Annotated in this window: 20 protein-coding genes and 8 tRNA genes; 22 read left to right on the top strand and 6 right to left on the bottom strand. The window is 66.2% G+C overall.

The window, feature by feature from the left end; translation table 11 throughout:
• The first annotated feature begins 164 nt into the window (after positions 1-164).
• From grxC to H8B22_RS02115, 4 genes are all read left to right on the top strand, one after another.
• Entirely contained in the window at positions 165-461 is a 297-nt protein-coding gene (gene grxC / locus H8B22_RS02130) for a glutaredoxin 3 (RefSeq protein WP_187713491.1), read from the top strand.
• Entirely contained in the window at positions 458-874 is a 417-nt protein-coding gene (locus H8B22_RS02125) for a carboxymuconolactone decarboxylase family protein (RefSeq protein WP_187712490.1), read from the top strand. Before grxC ends, H8B22_RS02125 begins: the two co-directional genes overlap by 4 nt.
• Before the next feature lie 107 nt (positions 875-981).
• Complete coding sequence (locus tag H8B22_RS02120) at positions 982-1989, top strand: isocitrate dehydrogenase (RefSeq protein WP_187712489.1); 1008 nt, start codon at positions 982-984, stop codon at positions 1987-1989.
• A 169-nt stretch (positions 1990-2158) separates the two neighbouring features.
• Positions 2159-3511 (top strand): Na+/H+ antiporter NhaC family protein, encoded by a 1353-nt coding sequence (locus H8B22_RS02115; protein ID WP_187712488.1) that lies wholly within the window; start codon positions 2159-2161, stop codon positions 3509-3511.
• A gap of 49 nt (positions 3512-3560) precedes the next feature.
• Here H8B22_RS02115 and H8B22_RS02110 read toward each other — a convergent pair whose 3' ends face one another.
• The gene (locus H8B22_RS02110) at positions 3561-4316 is read right to left on the bottom strand and encodes a Bax inhibitor-1/YccA family protein (protein ID WP_187713490.1); all 756 of its coding nucleotides are present in this window, start codon (positions 4314-4316) and stop codon (positions 3561-3563) included.
• 133 nt (positions 4317-4449) lie between these two features.
• On the opposite strand from H8B22_RS02110, the gene H8B22_RS02105 reads away from it, so the two are divergent.
• The 14 genes from H8B22_RS02105 to H8B22_RS02040 all read left to right on the top strand — a co-directional run bounded on the left by H8B22_RS02105 (position 4450) and on the right by H8B22_RS02040 (position 15227).
• Positions 4450-4526 (top strand) — tRNA-Pro (locus H8B22_RS02105).
• 45 nt (positions 4527-4571) lie between these two features.
• Positions 4572-4648: transfer RNA gene (locus tag H8B22_RS02100), tRNA-Arg, on the top strand.
• A gap of 27 nt (positions 4649-4675) precedes the next feature.
• Positions 4676-4752 (top strand) — tRNA-His (locus tag H8B22_RS02095).
• A 73-nt stretch (positions 4753-4825) separates the two neighbouring features.
• Positions 4826-4901: transfer RNA gene (locus H8B22_RS02090), tRNA-Lys, on the top strand.
• Between the two features lie 80 nt (positions 4902-4981).
• Positions 4982-5066 (top strand) — tRNA-Leu (locus H8B22_RS02085).
• Positions 5067-5298: 232 nt separating this feature from the next.
• Entirely contained in the window at positions 5299-6594 is a 1296-nt protein-coding gene (gene tig / locus H8B22_RS02080) for a trigger factor (protein ID WP_187712487.1), read from the top strand.
• A 191-nt stretch (positions 6595-6785) separates the two neighbouring features.
• Entirely contained in the window at positions 6786-7412 is a 627-nt protein-coding gene (gene clpP / locus H8B22_RS02075) for an ATP-dependent Clp endopeptidase proteolytic subunit ClpP (RefSeq protein WP_187712486.1), read from the top strand.
• A 138-nt stretch (positions 7413-7550) separates the two neighbouring features.
• The gene (gene clpX / locus H8B22_RS02070) at positions 7551-8834 is read left to right on the top strand and encodes an ATP-dependent Clp protease ATP-binding subunit ClpX (RefSeq protein WP_187712485.1); all 1284 of its coding nucleotides are present in this window, start codon (positions 7551-7553) and stop codon (positions 8832-8834) included.
• Between the two features lie 312 nt (positions 8835-9146).
• The gene (lon, locus tag H8B22_RS02065; protein WP_187712484.1) at positions 9147-11588 is read left to right on the top strand and encodes an endopeptidase La; all 2442 of its coding nucleotides are present in this window, start codon (positions 9147-9149) and stop codon (positions 11586-11588) included.
• Positions 11589-11817: 229 nt separating this feature from the next.
• The gene (locus H8B22_RS02060) at positions 11818-12090 is read left to right on the top strand and encodes an HU family DNA-binding protein (RefSeq protein ID WP_187712483.1); all 273 of its coding nucleotides are present in this window, start codon (positions 11818-11820) and stop codon (positions 12088-12090) included.
• A gap of 147 nt (positions 12091-12237) precedes the next feature.
• A tRNA-Val gene (locus H8B22_RS02055) sits at positions 12238-12312 on the top strand.
• A 67-nt stretch (positions 12313-12379) separates the two neighbouring features.
• A tRNA-Asp gene (locus H8B22_RS02050) sits at positions 12380-12456 on the top strand.
• A 125-nt stretch (positions 12457-12581) separates the two neighbouring features.
• On the top strand, positions 12582-14558 hold the full coding sequence (locus H8B22_RS14890; protein ID WP_187712482.1) for a peptidylprolyl isomerase: 1977 nt from the start codon (positions 12582-12584) through the stop codon (positions 14556-14558).
• A gap of 204 nt (positions 14559-14762) precedes the next feature.
• Positions 14763-15227 carry a hypothetical protein gene (locus H8B22_RS02040; protein ID WP_187712481.1) on the top strand — a complete coding sequence of 155 codons (465 nt, stop codon included), beginning with the start codon at positions 14763-14765 and terminating at the stop codon, positions 15225-15227.
• Positions 15228-15319: 92 nt separating this feature from the next.
• Here H8B22_RS02040 and H8B22_RS02035 read toward each other — a convergent pair whose 3' ends face one another.
• From H8B22_RS02035 to gloB, 3 genes are all read right to left on the bottom strand, one after another.
• Positions 15320-16117: an enoyl-ACP reductase FabI gene (locus H8B22_RS02035; protein WP_187712480.1), complete on the bottom strand. Its 798-nt coding sequence runs from the start codon at positions 16115-16117 to the stop codon at positions 15320-15322.
• Between the two features lie 100 nt (positions 16118-16217).
• Positions 16218-17459 carry a lytic transglycosylase domain-containing protein gene (locus H8B22_RS02030; RefSeq protein WP_225876253.1) on the bottom strand — a complete coding sequence of 414 codons (1242 nt, stop codon included), beginning with the start codon at positions 17457-17459 and terminating at the stop codon, positions 16218-16220.
• Positions 17456-18220: a hydroxyacylglutathione hydrolase gene (gene gloB, locus H8B22_RS02025; RefSeq protein WP_187712479.1), complete on the bottom strand. Its 765-nt coding sequence runs from the start codon at positions 18218-18220 to the stop codon at positions 17456-17458. Before gloB ends, H8B22_RS02030 begins: the two co-directional genes overlap by 4 nt.
• 51 nt (positions 18221-18271) lie before the next feature.
• On the opposite strand from gloB, the gene H8B22_RS02020 reads away from it, so the two are divergent.
• The 3 genes from H8B22_RS02020 (at position 18272) to dnaQ (ending at position 20308) form a co-directional block, all read left to right on the top strand.
• Positions 18272-19021: a methyltransferase domain-containing protein gene (locus tag H8B22_RS02020; protein ID WP_187712478.1), complete on the top strand. Its 750-nt coding sequence runs from the start codon at positions 18272-18274 to the stop codon at positions 19019-19021.
• Between the two features lie 7 nt (positions 19022-19028).
• A complete protein-coding gene (rnhA, locus tag H8B22_RS02015) occupies positions 19029-19493 on the top strand; it encodes a ribonuclease HI (RefSeq protein ID WP_187712477.1) in 465 nt (154 codons plus the stop codon).
• A gap of 65 nt (positions 19494-19558) precedes the next feature.
• Entirely contained in the window at positions 19559-20308 is a 750-nt protein-coding gene (gene dnaQ / locus H8B22_RS02010) for a DNA polymerase III subunit epsilon (RefSeq protein ID WP_187712476.1), read from the top strand.
• Between the two features lie 22 nt (positions 20309-20330).
• Here the strand turns inward: dnaQ and H8B22_RS02005 are convergent, their stop codons facing one another.
• A complete protein-coding gene (locus H8B22_RS02005; protein WP_187712475.1) occupies positions 20331-21035 on the bottom strand; it encodes a PP2C family protein-serine/threonine phosphatase in 705 nt (234 codons plus the stop codon).
• Positions 21036-21177: 142 nt separating this feature from the next.
• Positions 21178-21268, bottom strand: a tRNA-Ser gene (locus H8B22_RS02000).
• Positions 21269-21418: 150 nt separating this feature from the next.
• On the opposite strand from H8B22_RS02000, the gene H8B22_RS01995 reads away from it, so the two are divergent.
• Positions 21419-21826, top strand: a complete 408-nt coding sequence (locus tag H8B22_RS01995; RefSeq protein WP_187712474.1) for a DUF6165 family protein — start codon at positions 21419-21421, stop codon at positions 21824-21826.
• The last annotated feature ends 1 nt before the right edge of the window (position 21827 follow it).

Here is a 21827-nt window from a genome sequence, read left to right as displayed (position 1 = left end):
GGTGTTCCTCGGTTCAACCGTCCTGCGAGGATGCGGGCCGGAGGGCAGGGCGGTGTGAATCATGGGTTAATCGGCTTAATGCCGGGCCGGGGCCGCACGCAAGTCACTGTTCCGTGGGCAGGGTGGAAAACCCGCGGGCCTGGTCCCATATTTCGACCAGCAGAATTTTCGCAAGTTTCCAGGAGCCGGTCTTGAGCGACGCCCCCCGTATTGTCATCTACAGCACCGCAGTCTGCCCTTACTGCGTGGCAGCCAAGAATTTCCTCAAGAGCAAGGGCCTTGCGTGGAGCGAGGTCCGCGTCGACACCGATCCGGCCGAGCGCGAAAAGATGGTCGCGCTCACGCGCCGTACCAGCGTGCCGCAGATCTTCGTCGGCGATGTCCATGTCGGCGGTTACGACGACATGATGGCGCTGCATCGCGCCGGTGGCTTCGAACCGCTGCTGGCGGGTGCGGCATGAGCGCCGGCGACAGCGAGAAGGACCGCGTCGCGCAGAGCGAAAGCGGAGTGGCTACGTTCACTGCGTTCCGCAAGCGCATGAACGAACGCATCCTCGCCGAACCCAACCAGGTCGTGCGCCGTTTCTTCGCGCTGGACACCCAGACCTACCAGGCCGGCGCGCTGGATGTGAAGACCAAGGAACTGCTGGGCCTGGTTGCCTCGCTGGTGCTGCGTTGCGACGACTGCATCAGCTACCACGTCGCCCAGTGCCGCGAGGCCGGGGTCAACCGCGACGAGATGTTCGAGGCGTTCTCGGTCGGACTGGTGGTCGGCGGCTCCATCGTCATCCCGCACCTGCGGCGGGCAGTGGATTTCCTCGACCAGCTCGAATCCGGCGATGCCGGCGCGCCGGTCGCCCACGACCATGGTTGAAGGTGCGCGGGCGTACGGTCCGACCCCGCATCTGCCATAATTGCAGGTTCTAAGCCCCCAACGGCGCCACGCCTTCCCGCGTGGCGTCGGCCTGTCTGGAATCCCCAATGACGACAACAATCACGGTTATCCGCGGCGACGGCATCGGCCCGGAAATCATGGACGCCACCCTGCACGTGCTCGATTCGATGGATCTGGGCCTGCAGTACGAATTCGCCGACGCCGGCCTGGTCGCGCTTGAAAAGCACGGCGAGCTGCTGCCCGCCGCGACCATGGATTCGATCCGCAAGAACCGCATCGCGCTGAAGTCGCCGCTGACCACGCCGGTGGGCGAGGGTTTCTCCTCGATCAACGTCGAGCTGCGCAAGCGCTTCGACCTGTACGCCAACGTGCGTCCGGCCAAGTCGTTCCCGAACACCAAGTCGCGCTTCCCGACCGGCGTCGACCTGATCACGGTGCGCGAGAACACCGAAGGCGCGTACAGCGCCGAGGGCCAGGCGTTGTCGGAAGACGGCGAAACCGCCACTTCGGTCACCAAGACCACCCGCCGCGGCTCCGAGCGCATCGTGCGCTACGCCTTCGAACTGGCCCGCAAGACCGGCCGCAAGAAGGTCACCGTGGTGCACAAGGCCAACATCCTGAAGTCGACCTCGGGCCTGTTCCTCAAGACCGCGCGCGCGGTGGCGATGGAATACCCCGATATCCAGTGCAACGAGATGATCGTCGACAACACCTGCATGCAGCTGGTGATGAAGCCGGAGCAGTTCGACGTCATCGTCACGACGAACCTGTTCGGCGACATCATTTCCGACCTGTGCGCCGGCCTGGTCGGTGGCCTGGGCCTGGCCCCGGGGGCCAACATCGGCACCGACGCGGCGATCTTCGAGGCCGTGCACGGCTCGGCGCCGGACATTGCCGGCAAGGGCATCGCCAATCCCTGCGCACTGCTGCTGGGCGCGGCGCAGATGCTCGACCACCTGGGCATGACCGAGAAGGCCGAGCGCCTGCGCGCGGCCATCGTCGCCACGCTGGAAGCCAAGGATTCGCTGACCCCCGACCTGGGCGGCGAGGGCAACACCATGAGCTTCGCCAAGGCGATCGCCGGCCGCGTGTAAGCCCACATCGCCGGTTGCCTGAACGGGGCGCCCATGGGCGCCCCGTTTGTTTTGGCCGGCCGGCGCCGCTGTTGCACGGCAAGCCCCGCTGTTTCCCGCGGGAAGTGCTCGACAGGGCGTTTGCTGCACTGCAAAATGTGGCGATATATTCTTTCATCCGGATAAAAAGATGGAACAATCACCCGCCCCCGCGGTCGTACGCCCCAGTGCGCTGGCATTGACCCCGCTGCTGCTGTTCCTGGCGCTGTTCTTCGGTGCGGGCATGTACTTCACCCTGCACGGCGAGGCGATGGGCTTCTACCAGCTGCGGGCGCCGGTCGCGATCCTGCCGGCGCTGGCGCTGGCCGCGTTCATCGCCTGGCGCCGCAAGCTGCGTCCGCTCGAAACCCTGCTGCAGGGCATGGGCGACCACAACGTCGTGCTGATGTGCCTGATCTTCCTGCTGGCCGGCGGCTTCGTCGAAGTGTCCAAGGCGATCGGCGCGGTCGATGCGATCGTCGCGCTGGGCATCGGCAACGTGCATCCCGCCTTGCTGCTGCCGGCGCTGTTCGTCGTCGCGGGCTTCATTTCGCTGTCGCTGGGCACCTCGATGGGCACCATCGCCGCGGTGGCGCCGATCGCCCTGGGGGTGTCGGATGCCTCGGGACTGGATCGCGCGCTGGTGCTCGGTGCGGTGATCGGCGGCGCGACGTTCGGTGACAACCTGTCGGTGATTTCCGATACGGCGATCGTGGCCAGCCGGACACTGGGCTGCTCGATGCGCGACAAGTTCCGCGAGAACCTGAAGCTGGCGCTGCCGGCGGCCGTGTTGACGCTCGTGGTGCTTGGATTCGTGGGCGACACCGCGCCGGTGCAGCCGATGGAGCCGGCGTCGCCCTGGCTCGTGCTGCCTTACCTGGTCGTGCTGGCGCTGGCGCTGTTCGGCCTGGACGTGATCCTCGTGCTCGGGATCGGGCTGGTGCTGGCGGGCGTCATCGGCGCCTTCCTCGCGCCGGATTTCGGCCTGGCCTCGTACGCCGCGCACATCTGGGACGGTTTCGAGAGCATGGTCGAAATCATCCTGCTGTCGCTGCTGGTCGGCGGACTGGGCGCGCTGATGAAGGCCACCGGTGGCCTGGCCTGGGTGGCACAGGCGATTGGCCGTTTCGCGCGCGGCCACAAGAGCCGTCGGGCGGGGGAAGTGAGCATCGCCGCGCTGTCGGCGACGACCGACGCATTCACCGCCAACAACACGGTGGCCATCCTCATCAGCGGCAGCCTGGCGCGCGACATCGCCAACGACCACGGCGTGCCGCCGGCGCGCGCGGCGAGCGTGCTCGACATCTTCGCCTGCGTGACGCAGGGCCTGTTGCCGTACGGCGCGCAGATCCTGCTGGCGGCATCGCTGGGTTCGGTGTCGCCGCTGGCGATCGCCGGCAAGGTGCATTACGCCTGGTTGCTGGGGGCGGTGGCGATCGGCTTCATGCTGTGGCCGTCGCGGGTGCGCGAGCCGCGGTCCGTAGCGGCGGCGATGGAGGGCTGACGAAAAAAAGGGCGCCTGGGCGCCCTTTTTTTCATGGGGTTGCAGTGGATCAGTCGCGCGACTGCAGCTTCGAGAGCAGGCGCAGGAATTCCACGTACAGCCATACCAGCGTGACCATCAGGCCGAATGCGCCGTACCACTCCATGTACTTCGGCGCGCCCTGCTCGACGCCGGTTTCGATGAAGTCGAAATCCAGCACGAGGTTCAGCGCCGCGATCACCACCACGAACAGGCTGAAGCCGATGCCGACGATGCCCGACTCGTGGATCATCGGGATCCTGATGTTGAAGAAGCCCAGCACGATCGAGGCGAGGTAGACCAGCGCGATGCCGCCGGTCGCGGCGACCACGCCGAGCTTGAAGTTCTCGGTCGCGCGGATCAGGCCGGAGCGGTAGGCGAACAGCAACGCGAACAGCGTGCCGAAGGTGAGCAGCACCGCCTGCAGCACGATGCCCTCGTACCGGTGGTTGTACATCGCCGAAATGGCGCCGAGGAAAAAGCCCTCCACGATCGCGTACAGCGGTGCGGTGACCGGCGCCCACTCCTTCTTGAACACGGTGGCGAAGGCGAACACCAGGCCGCCCAGCGCGCCGCCCAGCAGGTAGGGCATGGCGCCGACCGGTCCTTCCGGAGTGAACTGGATCTGGCTCCAGGCGAAGGTGGCGGTGATGACGCTCAGGACGAGGAGCAGGCCGGTCTTGTTGACCGTTCCGTTCAGCGTCATCGAATCGGCACCGCGTACCACGGTGCCGCTGGCGAGGTCGAGGAAGGTCGATTCCTTTAGAGCCGGGTTGCCGCTGCGCATCATGTCGAAGGTCCTTGGTGGGTCGGGCGAGCATACCCAAAGCGCTGACGCGTTCCGTCGTTGACACAATGGTGCAGTGCGCCCAGAATGGCCGGCCTTTCGCGGCGTTAGGCGCGCACGGAAGTACCGGCTTCGGGGTATAGCTCAGCCTGGTAGAGCGCCAGCTTTGGGAGCTGGATGTCGTGGGTTCGAATCCCTCTGCCCCGACCATCCTCCAGCTGGTTGAAATCGCGGGTCAGTTAAGATGCGAATCTGGCGCCCGTAGCTCAACCGGATAGAGCACCGGCCTTCTAAGCCGGTGGTTGTGGGTTCGAGTCCCGCCGGGCGCGCCAAGAAATGCCGTGAAAACAAGCTTTATGGTGGCTGTAGCTCAGTTGGTTAGAGTACTGGATTGTGATTCCAGATGTCGGGGGTTCGAGTCCCCTCAGCCACCCCAGTTCGCGAAATCGTTTGCCAAACAGGTTTGCTAAACAGAAACGGTTTGCTTACAATTCCGCTCCCGTTGTTCGGGGCCGTTAGCTCAGTTGGTAGAGCAGTTGACTCTTAATCAATAGGTCCAAGGTTCGAATCCTTGACGGCCCACCAAACACGAAACGCCCGGTCCGAAAGACCGGGCGTTTTGCTTTGTCGGGGAGCCTGGGCTCCCGGCTAGAATCCGCAGTCATGCGAAAGTGGCGGAATTGGTAGACGCACTGGATTTAGGTTCCAGCGGGTAACACCGTGAGGGTTCGAGTCCCTCCTTTCGCACCAGCACCGCAATCGGCGGGCAGCCGCGGTTCGCTAGGCACGCGGGGCGGCCCCGCCGGCGCCCTGAACACGCGCAATCCAAAGTCGCCCAACTGGCACCCGGCCCCGTAATCAGCGAAACTAGCAAGTTCCGCCGGGGCCCGGTTTTGCGCCGTTCCGTCGGCAGCAACCCGTCAACCAGCCTTCATACACCGCCCCGCGGAAGCGACCGCGCGGGCTGCAGGAGTCGTCAGCAATGCAAGCTTCGGTCGAAACCCTGGGCAACCTCGAACGCCGCGTCACCTTCTCGCTTCCGGCGGATCGCCTGGAAAGCGTGGTGGACGGCCGCCTGCGCGAGATCGCGCGCGGCGCCAAGATCAAGGGCTTCCGCCCGGGCAAGGTGCCGCAGAAGGTGATCGAACAGCGCTTCGGTCAGCAGGTCCGCGCCGAAGCCATCGACGCGCTGCTGCGCGAAGGGTTCGGCAACGCCGTGCGCGAGCACTCGCTGCAGATCGCCGGCAATCCGCGCATCGAGCCCAAGGAAGGCGACGAACTGGCCTACGTGGCGACGTTCGAAGTCGTGCCGGATTTCGGCGACGTCGATGTGTCCAAGCTCAACGTGACCCGCCACACCGCGGAAGTGCTCGACGGCGACCTCGACGCGATGATCGAGAACCTGCGCCTGCAGCGCCGCACCTGGAATCCGGTCGAGCGTGCCGCCCAGGACGGCGATGCGGTCGAGATCGAAACCTGGTCGCTGGCCGGCGACGAGCGCGTGCCGGCGGAAGGCGTCGAGCGCGGTGCGACCGTGCTCGGTTCGGGCACCATGTTCGCGGCGATCGAGTCGGCCCTGGCCGGCATGAAGACGGGTGAAGAGAAGGCCGTCGATGTCGACTTCCCGGCCGACTGGCGCGTGCCGCAGTTCGCCGGTCGCACGGTCAAGGTGAACGTGAAGGCGACCAAGGTGTCCGAGCCCGTGCTCCCCGAAGTCGATGGCCCCTTCATCCGCAGCTTCGGCATCAAGAGCGGCGATGCCGAGCAGTTCCGCGCCGACATCCGTGCCAACCTCGAGCGCGAGCTGAAGGGTGCGCTGATGACCCGCCTCCGCCGCGAGGTGGGTGAGCAGGTGATCGCCGCCTATTCCCACGTCGAAATGCCGCCGCGTCTGGTCGAGGCCGAGGCCCGCAACATGGCCTTCCAGGCGGTCGAACAGGCCCGCCGCCAGGGCCAGCACGTGCCGGAAATCCCGGCCGATGCCTACCTCGGCTTCATGGATCCGGCCCGCAAGCGCGTCCTGGTCGGCCTGATCGTCGGCGAAGTCGCCCGTCGCAACGAGCTGCGCCTCGACCCGCGTCGCGTGACCGAGACCCTGAAGCTGATCGCTTCGACCTACGAAGAGCCGCAGCAGGTCATCGAGCTGTACCGCAACGACGCCCAGCTGATGTCGGGCCTGCAGGCTCGCGTGATGGAAGAGCAGGTGATCGACTGGATCGCCGAGCGCGCCCAGCACACCGAGCAGGCGCTGTCGTTCGGCGAGGCGATCCGCCAGTAACGGGCGTTCCGATCCGGTTGCCACGGGCGCCGGGTCAGCTTCGGGCGCGGCTCCGGCCGCGCCCGAGTCGTTTCCGGCGTTCGGTGGCGGGGGCGCTCCGCAATTCCGCCGAGGCCTGCGCGACCACTTGCGCTGGCGCGTCATTGCCCCCAATTTGCTGACATCCCAAGACCCACCAGGTGCCTTTCCAGATGGACAACCAGACCCGAGCCCTGAACCTCGTTCCGATGGTGGTCGAACAGACCAGCCGCGGCGAGCGCGCGTACGACATCTATTCGCGCCTGCTGAAGGAGCGGGTGATCTTCCTGGTCGGACCGATCGACGACCACGTCGCCAACGTGATCGTGGCGCAGATGCTGTTCCTCGAGGCCGAAAACCCCGAGAAGGACATCAGCCTGTACATCAACTCGCCGGGCGGCATCGTCACCGCGGGCATGGCCATCTACGACACCATGCAGTACATCAAGCCGGACGTGAGCACGATCTGCGTCGGCCAGGCGGCCTCGATGGGCGCTTTGCTGCTGGCGTCGGGTGCGAAGGGCAAGCGCTACGCGCTGCCGAATTCGCGCGTGATGATCCACCAGCCGCTGGGCGGCTTCCAGGGCCAGGCGACGGACATCGACATCCACGCCCGCGAGATCCTGACCCTGCGCCAGCGCCTCAACGAAGTGCTGTCCAAGCATACCGGCCAGGCCCTGGAAACCATCGCCCGGGACACCGAGCGCGACAACTTCAAGAGCGCCGAAGCGGCCCGCGAGTACGGCTTGGTCGACCAGGTGCTCGAGCGGCGTCCGGAAGATTCGATCCAGACGGCTTGACGGACGGATGGCAGGTCGGCCGAACTCATTGATTTCAAACACAAAACAGCATGAAATCGGGGCTGCAGACGGCCCGGAACGCTGTGGTATTCTCGGGCTGCCGGCCAACCGGCAGCCAGCAACACGCAAGGCAGGGGCATGAGCGACGAACGACAAGGCCGCGGTGACAGCAACAAGATCCTTTATTGCTCGTTCTGCGGCAAAAGCCAGCACGAAGTACGCAAGCTGATCGCAGGCCCCAGCGTCTTCATCTGCGACGAGTGCGTAGAGCTGTGCAACGACATCATCCGTGAGGAACTCGAGGAGAAGGCGCAGTCGGCCCGCAGCCACCTGCCCAAGCCGCGCGAGATCCTCGAGGTGCTCGACCAGTACGTGATCGGTCAGCAGCGCGCGAAGAAGACGCTCGCCGTGGCCGTGTACAACCACTACAAGCGCATCGAGAGCCGGCAGAAGAACGACGACGTCGAACTGGCGAAGTCGAACATCCTGCTGGTCGGTCCGACCGGTTCGGGCAAGACGCTGCTGGCCGAGACGCTGGCGCGCCTGTTGAACGTGCCGTTCACCATGGCCGATGCCACCACGCTGACCGAAGCCGGCTACGTCGGCGAGGACGTGGAAAACATCATCCAGAAGCTGCTGCAGAAGTGCGACTACGACGTCGAGAAGGCGCAGCAGGGCATCGTCTACATCGACGAGATCGACAAGATCTCGCGCAAGAGCGACAACCCGTCCATCACCCGCGACGTGTCGGGCGAGGGCGTGCAGCAGGCGCTGCTGAAGCTCATCGAAGGCACCATCGCCTCGGTGCCGCCGCAGGGCGGCCGCAAGCACCCGCAGCAGGAGTTCCTGCAGGTCGACACGCGCAACATCCTGTTCATCGTCGGCGGCGCATTCGCCGGCCTGGACAAGATCATCCAGCAGCGCTCGACCGAAGCCGGTGGCATCGGTTTCGGCGCCAAGGTGAAGAGCACCACCCGCAAGACCGACACCAGCAAGGTGCTGGCGGACGTCGAGCCGGAAGACCTGATCAAGTTCGGCCTGATTCCCGAGTTCGTCGGCCGCCTGCCGGTCGTCGCCACGCTGGAAGAACTCGACGAAGCGGCGTTGGTGACCATCCTCACCGAGCCGAAGAACGCGATCACCAAGCAGTTCAAGAAGCTGTTCGACATGGAAGGCGTGGAGCTCGAGTTCCGCCCCGACGCGCTGACCGCCATCGCCAAGAAGGCGCTCAAGCGCAAGACCGGCGCGCGCGGCCTGCGCACGATCGTCGAGAGCGTTCTGCTCGACACGATGTACGACCTGCCGTCGCAGGAGAACGTCAGCAAGGTCGTGGTCGACGAGTCGGTGGTCGAGCACAAGTCGGATCCCTACCTGATCTACCAGACGCCGCCGGCGGCACCCAAGATCGCCGCCGCGGAGTAATCCGGAGCTGCACCGAAAAAACCGTCGCCTTCTGCGGCGGTTTTTTCGTTTGGCGGTTGCATCGGTTCGAGGATTGCCGTGAGTGCCGGGGCCGCGATTTCGCAGGCCTTTTCGTTGCCCGCAGCGTGCTTTCACCCGTTCAGGGTAAATGCCGCAACCATTTGATTTGAATGGATTAATTTGCCTGGGTGGCAAATGGTGAACACGGTCGCTTGCATCCTTTCGCGGTCAGCCCCATAACCGTCCGGAATGCGGCCCGATTTACCCGGCGTCGCCCATGAAATACGCGTCCGCCTGCATCCTGGAGTTGCCATGACCGTCTCTTCCGATCGCGAAACGATGAACCTGCCGGTATTGCCGTTGCGGGACGTCGTCGTGTTCCCGCACATGGTGATCCCGCTCTTCGTCGGCCGCGACAAATCGATCCGTGCGCTCGATCTCGCGATGGAGTCCGACAAGCGCATCCTGCTGGTCGCGCAGCGATCGGCGGAAACCGACGATCCGACCGGCAAGGACCTGTACGAAACCGGCACCCTGGCGCATGTGCTGCAGTTGCTGAAGCTGCCCGACGGCACGATCAAGGTGCTGGTGGAAGGCGTCTCGCGCGTGGTGGTCGACCAGGTGGGCGAAAGCAACGGCGCGCTGGCGGGGCACGCGCAGATCGTCGACCCGGTCATCGACCGCGATGAACGCGAACTCGACGCCATCAACCGATCGTTGATGGGTTTGTTCGAGCAGTACGTGAAGACCAACCGCAAGCTGCCGCCGGAGTTGATGCAGACGCTGTCGGGCATCGATGAAGCCGGTCGCCTCGCGGACACCATCGCCGCGCACCTGGGCGTCCGCCTGAGCGACAAGCAGAAACTGCTGGAAACGCATGCAGTGGGCGCGCGTCTGGAGCAACTGGTCGGCCTCGTCGACGGCGAGATCGACGTGCAGCAGCTGGAGAAGCGCATCCGCGGCCGCGTGAAGTCGCAGATGGAGAAGAGCCAGCGCGAGTACTACCTCAACGAGCAGATGAAGGCGATCCAGAAGGAGCTCGGCGAGATCGACGATGCGCCCAACGACATCGACGAACTGACCCGCAAGATCGCCGAAGCCGGCATGCCCAAGCCGGTGGAGGCCAAGGCGCGCAACGAGCTCAACAAGCTCAAGCAGATGTCGCCGATGTCGGCCGAAGCGGCGGTCGTGCGCAATTACCTCGACTGGGTGCTGGGTGTGCCGTGGAAGAAGCGCACCAAGATCCGCAAGGACCTGAAGGCCGCGCAGGACGTGCTCGACGCCGACCACTTCGGCCTGGAGAAGGTCAAGGAACGCATCCTCGAATACCTCGCCGTGCAATCGCGCGTGGCGAAGATGAAGGGCGCGATCCTGTGCCTGGTCGGCCCGCCGGGCGTCGGCAAGACCTCGCTTGGCCAGTCGATCGCCAAGGCCACCAATCGCAAGTTCGTGCGCATGTCCCTCGGCGGCGTGCGCGATGAGGCGGAGATCCGCGGCCATCGACGCACCTACGTCGGTTCGATGCCGGGCCGCATCGTGCAGAACCTCAACAAGGTCGGCAGCAAGAACCCGCTGTTCGTGCTCGACGAGATCGACAAGATGTCGATGGACTTCCGCGGCGATCCCTCGTCGGCGCTGCTGGAAGTGCTCGATCCCGAGCAGAACACCGCATTCAACGACCATTACCTCGAGGTCGATCTTGACCTGTCCGAGGTGATGTTCGTCGCGACCTCCAATTCCTTGAACATCCCCGGTCCGCTGCTGGACCGCATGGAAGTCATCCGCATCCCCGGTTACACCGAGGAAGAGAAGCTCAACATCGCCATGCGCTACCTGCTGCCCAAGCAGATCAAGGCGAACGGATTGAAGCCCGAGGAGATCAAGATCGCCGAGGACGCCGTGCAGGACATCGTGCGCTACTACACGCGCGAATCCGGCGTGCGCAACCTCGAGCGCGAGATTTCCAAGATCTGCCGCAAGGTGGTGAAGGAAATCGCGCTGGCCGGTCCGGTGAAGACGAAGAAGGGCGGCAAGCCGAAGGCGATCACCGTCACCTCGAAGAACCTCGACAAGTACCTGGGCGTGCGCCGTTACGATTTCGGCCGCGCGGAGGAACAGAACGAGATCGGCCTGGTGACCGGCCTTGCGTGGACGGAAGTGGGCGGTGACCTGCTGCAGGTGGAATCGACGCTGGTGCCGGGCAAGGGCCAGCTGTTGCTCACCGGCCAGCTCGGCGACGTGATGAAGGAATCGGCGTCCGCGGCGTTGTCGGTGGTGCGTGCGCGCACCGATCGGCTCGGCATCGACCTGGATTTCCTGCAGAAGCACGACATCCACGTGCACGTCCCGGAAGGTGCAACGCCGAAGGATGGCCCCAGTGCCGGCATCGCGATGGCGACCGCGCTGGTGTCCATGCTCACCAAGAATCCGGTCAAGGCCGATGTGGCCATGACCGGCGAGATCACCCTGCGCGGCAAGGTCCTCGCGATCGGCGGCCTCAAGGAGAAGCTGCTGGCGGCGCTGCGCGGCGGCATCCATACCGTGATCATTCCCGACGAAAACAAGAAGGATCTCGCCGACCTGCCCAAGGCGGTGACGGACGGCATGAAGATCGTCACCGCTAAGTGGATCGACGAAGTGCTCGACGTGGCCCTGGAACGCCCCGTGACGCCGACGCCGGCGATTCCTGCGGGCGAATTGCCCGTGCCCGATGGCGTGCAGTCATCCGCTTCGCAGCTCGATATCAAGCACTGAGTCGAAACGCCGCATTCGTTTCCCATTTTGGTTGGAAGCCCTGAAAGCCGCGCCAATGCTGGCTTTCAGGGTTGCGGCCCCGGCAACCCCGCTGGTATAACGACGCCAGCCGCGTTGCCGCTGTCCAGCGCATCCTGCGGTCCACTCGATCGGAAAGCAGCCTGCGACGCTGGCGCTATCCGGTTATCTGCATACCCGCGGCGTTCTGCCGCACATGGAGTCCATACGAATGAACAAGGGCGAATTTGTTAGCGCCGTCGCCGACGCTGCCGAACTTTCCAAGGCCGACGCCGCCAAGGCTGTCGACGCCGCCATCAGCGTCATCACCAAGGCGCTGAAGAAGGGCGATGCCGTGACCCTCGTGGGCTTCGGTACTTTCCAGGTGCGCGAGCGCGCCGCACGCGAAGGCCGTAACCCGAAGACCGGCGAAACGATCAAGATCGCCAAGTCGAAGAACCCGTCGTTCAAGGCCGGCAAGGCGCTCAAGGACGCGGTCAACTGATACACGCGTCAGCGTGATCGAAAAGCCCGGCGATTGCCGGGCTTTTTTGTTCCTGGCGGATCGGAATTCGAAGGCCGGTGCAGTTGCGCCATGCGGGCATCGAGGCGCGGGCGCGGCGTCCCGGGCTGCGCTATCATTCGCGCCCCCGGGTGCTTAGCTCAGCGGTAGAGCGTCTCCTTTACACGGAGAGGGTCGGGGGTTCGAAACCCTCAGCACCCACCATGCAAAAAATTCAGATTCAGGTATTGCGCGATGCGGCCCTGGTCTGTATTATTTTTCTTCTCAGCGCGGAGTGGTAGTTCAGTCGGTTAGAATGCTGGCCTGTCACGCCGGAGGTCGCGGGTTCGAGTCCCGTCCACTCCGCCATTTATTCGAAACGCCCGCAGCGATGCGGGCGTTTCTTTTTGCGTGTTCGCTGCCCGGCATTCCGCCCCTCGACGGCAGGGCCAGACCCGCTACACTGCGCGGCTACGTCACAGAACCGTCTCCCCATGCTGCAAGCCATTCGCGAAAAGACTTCGGGCTGGATCGCCACGGTGATCCTTGGCTTCCTGGCGCTGCTCCTGATTCCGTTCGGGATCAGCCAGTACGACATCCAGCGCTCCGAGGATTACGCCGCACGCGTCGATGCCCCGCCGGCCTGGTGGCCGTCCGCACCGTCGTGGTGGCCGGTCTCGGCCTTCTGGGAGCATGAGGAGGTGACGCGCGACGAATTCCGCACGGCATTCGAAAGCGCCCGCCAGCAGCAGCGCGCACAGCAGGGCGAAGCATTCGACGCGAAGGCCTTCGAGAGCGCCGAGAACAAGCTGCGTATCCTCGACCAGCTGGTGAACCAGCGCGTGCAGAAGCTCGCCGCGCGCACGGCCGGCGTCAGCGTCAGCGACGCGATGGTGCGCAAGGAGATCCAGGATATTCCCGCGTTCCAGGTCGACGGCAAGTTCAACTACGAGCGTTACCGCCTTGCGTTGGCGTCGCAGGTTCCGCAGCGGTCCGAGAAGCAGTTTGAAGCGCTGGTGCGCGAGGGCCTGGAAGGTTCGCTTATCAACGTCGCGATCGGCGAAAGCAGCTTCTATACCGGCGCCGAAACCGATCGCCTGCTCAAGCTCATGTACGAGACGCGCGACGCCAGCGTGCTGATCCTGCCCGATCCTGCCGTCGACACCGCGCCGGTCAGCGATGCGGAGATCAAGGGCTGGTACGACGCGCATTCCGCCGCCTATCGCGCACCGGAAGCCGTATCGCTGGAATACGTCGAGATCAACGCCGCCGACCTGCAGGTGCCGGCGCCCGACGAAGCTGCGCTGCTCGCGCGTTACGAGCAGGAGAAGAAGCAATTCGTCGAACAGGAACAGCGCCTGGCCTCGCACATCCTGATCCAGGTGGCCGAGGATGCCGACGCTGCCACGAAGAAGGCCGCCGAAGCCAAGGCCCGGCAGATCGACGCGCAGGCCAAGGCGCCGGGTGCCGATTTCGCCGCGCTGGCCCGTGCCAACAGCGACGATCCCGGTTCCAAGGACGCGGGCGGCGACCTGGGCTGGAACGCCAAGGGCGTGATGGTTCCGGAATTCGACAAGGTGCTGTTTGCCCTAAAGCCGGGCGAGATCAGCGAACCGGTCAAGACCAGCTTCGGTTGGCACATCATCCAGCTGCGCGAAGTGAAGAGCGCGCAGCAGCAGGACTTCGCGCTGGTGCGCGAGAAGCTGCTGCGCGAGGAAAGCGAAGCGGTGCGCGAGCGTGCCTTCAATGACCTCAGCGGCAAGCTGGTCGACATCGTGTTGAAGAATCCGACTTCCCTCGAAGCGGCCGCGCGCGAGTTGAACCTGCCGGTGCGCACGCTGGGTCCGGTCGCGCGCAACGCCAGCGAAGGCATCCTCGCCACGGCGGCGGTGAAGCGCCAGGCGTTCGACGAAACGCGCATCCAGGATCGCACCGTGAGCGATCCGATCGAGATCGGTCCGAACCACAGCGTGCTGCTGCGCGTGACCGAGCACACGCCGGAGCGCGCATTGCCGCTCGCGACCGTGCGCGAGCAGGTGATCGCCGCCGTGCACGCCGACCGCACGCGCAAGGCCGCGGACAAGGAAGCCGACGCGCTGCTGGCCCGCCTGCGCGCGGGCGAGACCCTGGCCCAGGTTGCGACGTCGAAGAGCCTGCCCGCGCCGAGCGTGATCCCCGGCGTTCGTCGTGGCATGCCGGTTCCGGATCCGTTGGTTTCGGATGCCATCTTCGCCGCGGCCGCGCCTGCGGGTGGCAAGGCCACGCCGGGCAAGGCGGTGCTGCAGGGCGGCAACGTGGTGTTGTTCACCGTGGACAAGGCCACGCCGGGCGACCTGGCCGGGATGCCGCCGGCGCAACGCGATGGCATGCGCGACCAGCTGGCGAATGTCGTGGCGAACGAAGAGCTCAAGGGGCTCGTCACCTCGCTGCGCAAGCACATGAAGGTGAAGGTAGTCGAGCAGAACCTGTAATCGACCGCGAGTCGCTCTGTCGCGAAAAGGCCCGGCAATGCCGGGCCTTTTTCTTTTTCACGACGTTCTTTTGGCGATGTTTCTTTTCGCAGTTCCGGCACAGTCGTGCGAATTGGCTGGCATCGACCGGCGCGGAATTGGCCCAGTCGCAGCGTGATCCAAAACCTATCGTCGCCGTGGGAATCGTCCCGCAGGAGGAACACCATGAAGGCGAGATTCGTTCGTAATCGATTGCTGCCGTCGGCCCTGTTGATCTCCGTCGCGATCAGCGCGCCGGCGCTTGCCGAAGACGCGGCCGGGTGCGCGCGCCAGTTCGAAGCCGCACAGCGGCTGGACATGGAGTCGTTCCGCGACTTCGACAAGGAAACCTGGCTTGCCACGCATGACGAGCGCGCGGTGACGATATTCGCCAGCGGTGCGCGACGCATCGGCATCGATGCGATCGAGCAGGTGATGGCGTCGCATTTCGCCAGCCGCGAGGCGGTGTGGCGCTGGACGGAGTTGTACCGGGTCGTGGACGGCTGCCGCGCGGCGACGATCCTGTACGAAACCACCTACGAGATCCCGCGTATCGGTTTCCGCCAGCGCGCACTCACCACCGTCACCTACACGCACGACGGCAACCAGTGGTTGTCGATTGCGGACCAGGGCACCTTGCTGCCGCCCTGAACCGAACCCCGGAAAGCACGCAGCCGGCGCATGGCCGGCTGCGGTTCGCGAATCCTGCGGGAGCGTGCGCAATGCGCGCTCCCGCACGTGCGTTACTCGGCGCTGTCGAGACCGGTCATGCCGAGGATGTTGTAGCCCGAGTCGACGTAAGTGACTTCGCCGGTGACGCCGGAAGCCAGGTCCGAACACAGGAACGCGGCGACGTTGCCAACCTGCTCGATGGTGACGGTGCGGCGCAGCGGGGCGTTGTCTTCGACGTGGCCGAGAATCTTGCGGAAGCCGGCGATGCCGGCCGCCGCGAGCGTCTTGATCGGGCCGGCGGAAATCGCGTTGACGCGCGTGCCTTCCGGACCGAGGTTGTAGGCGAGGTAGCGCACCGTGGCTTCCAGGCTCGCCTTGGCCACGCCCATCACGTTGTAGCCGGCCAGCGCGCGTTCGGCGCCAAGGTAGCTCAGGGTGAGGATGGAGCCGTTGCGACCGTGCATCTGCGGGCGCGCGGCCTTGGCCATCGCCGCGAGCGAGTAGGCGGAGATGTCGTGGGCGATGGCGAAGTTCTCGCGGGTCAGGCCGTCGAGGAACTGGCCGGCGATCGCTTCGCGCGGTGCGTAGGCGATCGCATGGACGAGGATGTCGAAGCCGCCGGTCCAGTGCTTGCCCAGTTCGGCGAAGCAATTGGCGATCTGCTCGTCGCTGGAAACGTCCAGCGGGATGACGATGTTGCTGCCGAATTCCTCGGCGGCCTTCTCGACGCGCGACTTGAGCTTGTCGGTCTGGTAGGTGAAAGCCAGCTGCGCGCCTTCACGGTGCATGGCTTCGGCGATGCCGCTGGCGATGGAGCGGTCGCTGGCGATGCCGGTGATCAGTGCGCGCTTGCCTTGCAGGAAACCCATGACTCGTCCTCTTCTGTGGCCGCGTGGGGCGGCTGAGCAAAGGCTCTAGTGTAGCGGAGGCCACGGCAGGCACCGCGCACGCCCGGGCGCGGCGGTGGCTTCAGGGCGTGCCCGCCGCGGCGCGTGGCGCCTCGCCGGCGGCCAGTGCCGCGTCGATGAGCAGTATCTGGCCCGGCTTGAGCCTGCTGTTGGCATGCAGGTCGTTGCGCTGGAGCAGTTCCGCCACGCGGATGCCGTAGCGCGCCGCGATCTTCGACGGATTGTCGCCGCGCACGACGGTGTGCCGGCGCGCCGTTGCGCTGCGCGCCGCTTCCGTCGGAACGGGCTCCGGGTCCGCGATCGTTGCTTCAGCCGGAATAACCGGCGCGTCGGCGGCTTTTTCCGGGGCGTCCGGCGTGGCCACGACTTCGGCGTTGCCGGTATCGACGGCGCCGGCGGCCGGGGGGGCCGCCGCGATCGCCAGCAGGTGGGCGGGATTGGCTGCAGTGCGGCTGATGCGACCGCCGACGAAGGCCGGGTTGAGCCGCTGCAGGCGCGCGGCATCCTGGCCGTTGCGCCGCGCCCAGGTGGTGACGTCGGTGACGTTGTCGGGCACGGTTGCCGACGCGAGCAGCGGAACCGGGCGATCCATGGCCTGCAACCATTCCTCGCGGTCGTCCGCCTGCTCGAGCAGGCACGACAGGGCGTGCAGCTTGCGCACGTACGCGTGGGTGATCGGGGACAGGCCCGGCAGGGTTTCCGGCGTGGCGTTGCGCGCGGTCTGGCCGCCGCGCTTGAGCGCGCCGAGTACGCGGTATTCGCCGGCGTTGTAGGCCATGACGGCCAGGCGCCAGTCGCCGGCGAACATGCCGTGCAGGGTCTTGAGGTAACGCACCGCGGCCGTGGTCGAATCGATCGGAGACAGGCGGCCGTCGTAGCCCGCGCGCATCGGTACCTTATGGTTGCGCGCGGTGATCGCGATCATCTGCCACAGCCCTGCCGGCCCCTGCGGGCTGCGTGCGCCGGGCTTGTAGCCGCTTTCCACGAACGGGATCAGCGCGAATTCCGTGGGCAGGTGCGCGGCCCGCAGCGAATCGACGACATAGCCGAACAGCGGCAGCACGTCGTCACTGCTTGAAGCCATCTGCCGCGGCGCGTGGGCGAAGTGGGCGCGCCAGCGCGCACTCGCATCGGCCTTGCAGGTCGGATCGGCGAGGCCTTCGCGGAAGCGCTGATAGATCTCGCGGCCGTTGCGCGTGCCGGCCGGTGCCGCGGCGGCATCCGGGGCTGCTTCGGCCGCGCCCGCGCACGCCGGTGCCGCCAGCACCAGGGCCAGCACGAGTCCCGCCAGCCGGGCGGTCATGACGTGAACCCGTCCTTCCAGCGCCGCAGCTCGGCGAAGGCTTCCACGCTGTCGGCCGGGTCCCGGCCCAGCCGTGTCCGCAGCGACTGCCGGACCTCGGGAGCATCGACCCGCAGGAATGGATTGGCGGCCAGTTCGTCGGCCAGGGTGCTGGGCAGGGTCGGCAGTCCACGTTCGCGCATGGCCAGGGCCTCCTCGGAGCGACGCCGCAGCGCCAGGTTGCCGGGTTCTACCACGCACGCGAAGCGGCTGTTGTTAACGGTGTACTCATGTCCGCAACAGACCCGCGTCTGTGGGGGCAGGGCGGCCAGTTTTGTGAGCGATGCCCACATCTGCGCCGGGCTGCCCTCGAACAAGCGGCCGCAGCCCAGGCTGAACAGGGTGTCCCCGCAGAACACGATGCCTTCGCCGTGGAAGGCGACGTGACTGAGGGTGTGGCCCGGGATTTCCAGCACCCGGAAACGCCAGGGGCCGACCACGACGGCGTCGCCTTCGCGGACGGTTTTCGTGGCGTGGCGGATGCGGGTGTCCTCCGGGGCGAACACCGCGAGTTCCGGCCACGCCTGCAGCAGTTCCTCCACCCCGCCGACATGGTCCGGGTGGTGGTGGGTCAGCAGCACGGCCACGGGCTTCAGCCCGCCGCGCGCCGCCTCCAGCACCGGTGCGGCTTCGCCCGGGTCCACGACCAGGGCCGTGCCGTCGTCGTAGGCCAGGGTCCAGATGTAGTTGTCGGCGAAGGCGGGCAGGGGGCGCAGCTGCATGGAGGCTCCTTGGGGCTCCCATCCGGGGCCGGATCACGCACAATCCCGACCATGTCCCCAGCCGCCGCCAGCCGTCAATCCGTGGGGCCGCTCGGCTGGTTCGCCAGCGAAGCCGGCCAGGGCCTGCTGGCGGTGGAAAGCGCCGCGATGGCGCGGGTGCTGGCGGGAATTCCGGCGTTGCCGTGGTGCTGGCTGGGCGCGCCGGGGGCGGTCCCGCCCGAGACCGCGGGCGGCCGCGGCGTGGTGCTGCGGCGCGACGGCACCGATTGCCACGAACTGCGCTTCGGCGGCGCAGTGCGCTGCGCGCTGCCCCTGCCGCTGGCCAACGAAAGCTTCGGCGCCGTGCTGCTGCAGCACGCGCTGGACGACGGCGCCGCCACCGACGAACTGCTGGGCGAATGCGAGCGCATCCTCGCGCCGGGCGGCACGCTGTGGCTGGCGGCCCTCAACCCATGGAGCCCGTATCGCGCGCGCTGGGCGCGCACGGGCCTGCACGCGCACGTCACCGGCGCCTGGCAGGCATCGCTGCGCCGCGCCGGGTTCGCGCTGGATTCGGTGAGCCTGCAATGGCTCGGCCCGCGCTGGCGCATGGACAACGGCGACGTCGGGGTGGGCATGAACGACTGGCTGCGCGCCGGCATCGCTCTCAGCGTGAGCAAGCGCGTGCACGCGCTGCTCCCGCCTGCGCGCCGGCACAGTTTCCGCCTGCAGGGCGCGGCGCATTCGCGCGTGTCCTGGCGCTTCGAGGAACTGCGCTCCGAGCAACTGCGACGACAGGCTGCGGCGCTGGACAGGCGATAATGCGCGGATGAATCAGGAAAAACGAAAAGCGGTCGAGGTCCACACCGATGGCGCCTGCCTCGGCAATCCCGGACCCGGCGGCTGGGCTGCGCTGTTGCGCTACGGCGGGCACGAACGCGAGCTGGTCGGCGGCGAAGCCGCCACCACCAACAACCGCATGGAGCTGATGGCGGCGATTTCCGGACTGGAAGCGCTTACCCAGGGCTGCGAGGTCGTGCTGTTCACCGACTCGCAGTACGTGCGCCAGGGCATCACCGAATGGATGCCCAACTGGATCCGTCGCGGCTGGAAGACCGCGGGCGGCGATCCGGTCAAGAACCGCGAACTGTGGGAGCGGCTGCACGCCGCGGCCGGCCGCCATCGCATCGACTGGCGCTGGGTGAAGGGCCATTCCGGCGATCCCGACAACGAACGCGTCGACACGCTCGCGCGCAACGAAGCTCAGCGCTTCAAGGTCGCCGCCGTGTCCTGAACACGCCCCGGTGTCCCGTCGTCCCGAACGCCCTTAAGCTGTCCCCGCACCTCATGGATCCACGCATGCGCCAGATCATCCTCGACACCGAAACCACCGGCCTGAGCTGGGCCGCCGGCAACCGCGTGGTGGAAATCGGCTGCGTCGAGATGGTGGAGCGCCGTCCCACCGGTCGCACCTTCCATTGCTATCTCAATCCGGAGCGCGAATTCGAAGCCGGCGCGCAGGAAGTCACCGGCCTGACCCTGGAGTTCCTCGCCGACAAGCCGCTGTTCGCGGCCGTCGTCGATGAATTCCTCGCCTTCATCGATGGCGCCGAGCTGGTGATCCACAACGCGGCGTTCGACGTGGGCTTCCTCGATTCGGAGTTGAGCCGCGCCGGCCCGCAGTACGGCAAGCTCGCCGATCGCTGCACGATCGAGGACACCCTGCTGCTGGCGCGCCAGCGCTTTCCCGGCCAGCGCAATTCGCTGGACGCACTGTGCAAACGCTTCGACGTCGACAACACCCATCGCCAGCTGCACGGTGCGCTGCTCGACGCCCAGCTGCTGGCCGAGGTCTACATCGGCCTGACCTCGGGGCAGGGCGAGATCGGGTTCGAAGCCAGCGCCGAAGCGGCCGCCGCCACGGCCAAGGTCAGCTTCGAGGTGGACCTGCAGGCTCCGCGACCGCGGGTCGCGATTGCCGTGGACGAATTCGAGGCCCACGAGGCGCGCCTCGCGCAGTTGCGCAAGAAGGCCGGCAAGGCGCTGTGGGATGCCTGGGCGGAAGCCGACGCCGCGATCGCCCAGCAGGTGGAAGCCGTGCCGGCCTGAGCGGCCGGTCGCGCCTGCGCAGCTAGTGGCTGCGCACCAGCACCACGGTCACGTTGTCCGAACCGCCGCCATCGAGCGCGGCGGCAACCAGTTCGTCCACGCATTCCTGGGCGCTGCAGTCGCCGTGCGACAGCACGCTGGCGATGCCGCGATCGTCCACTTCCTCGGTCAGGCCGTCGCTGCAGAGCAGCAGCTGCATGCCCGGGGCCAGTTCGCCGGTCATGGTTTCGACGTTGAGGTTGCGCGGATCGGTCACGCCCAAGGCCTGGGTGACGACGTTGCGGTGCGGGTGGCTGCGCGCCTGCTCATGGGTGATCGCGCCGTTGGCGATCAGTTCCTGCACGTAGCTGTGGTCCTGCGACAGCTGTACCAGCTGGTTGTCGCGCCACAGGTACACACGGCTGTCGCCGACCCAGGCGACTTCGAAGCGATTGCCGTTGACGCGCGCGGCGACGACGGTGGTGCCCATCGGCAGCGCATCGTTGCGGCGGCGGGAGATGCGGATGATTTCCTCGTCGGCGATGCGGATGGCTACGGCAAGCGGTGTGCCATCGCGGATCTCGCGGACGATGGTCTCGCGCGCGAGCGCGCTGGCGACTTCGCCATACTCGTGCCCGCCCATCCCGTCGGCGACCAGCCAGAGCCCCAGCTCGCTGTCCCCGTAATAGGTGTCCTCGTTGAGTTCCCGGCGCAATCCCACGTGCGTCAGGTGTCCGAATTCGATCATCTGGAGGATACCGCGGCGAGGAAGGGGCTTTCGGATGGGTCAACGGGATAATCATGTCCGAGCGGCCGCAAAAGCAAGCGCGCCCTCCCGTTTGCAGAACCCCGAAAAGCAGAACGCCCCTTGGGGGGCGTTCGCTTGAATCTGGCGGAGAGGGAGGGATTCGAACCCTCGGTGCGCTATAAACGCACGCCTGATTTCGAGTCAGGTACATTCAACCGCTCTGCCACCTCTCCGGAAGTGGGCCGCGAATGATACGTGGCGGCCCACGCCAGAGCAAGTTTCCGGAGCGGCCGGCTACACTGTGCGCTTCGCCGGCCGGAGGCTGCTCCGGCCCATCCCCCCAGGCCGCGGCGTCCCGCCCGTGCCCCGAAATGGCTGCCTCCATGTCCGAAATCCTCGTCCCGGTGTCCTTTGGCGAATTGCTCGACAAGATCGCCATCCTGCAGATCAAGTCCGAGCGCATGAGCGACGCGGCCAAGCTGGTCAACGTCCGCAACGAGCTGTCGGCTCTGGAGCAGACCTGGATGGCGCATCCCGCCGCCGGCAAGGACATCGTCGAGCTGCGTGCGGCGCTGAAGGCGGTCAACGAGCGGCTGTGGGTGATCGAGGACGACATCCGCATCAAGGAGAAGGCGCAGGAATTCGATGCCGAGTTCATCCGCCTCGCCCGTGCCGTCTACTTCGAGAACGACGATCGCGCGCGCATCAAGAAGGACATCAACCTCGCGCTGGGCTCGGCCTACGTCGAAGAGAAGTCCTACCAGGACTACAGGACCGGCGCGGCGCCGTAAG

The organism is Lysobacter terrestris (genome assembly GCF_014489475.1).
Taxonomy (GTDB): Bacteria; Pseudomonadota; Gammaproteobacteria; order Xanthomonadales; family Xanthomonadaceae; genus Agrilutibacter; species Agrilutibacter terrestris.
This window is presented reverse-complemented; position numbering and strand designations above follow the sequence as displayed.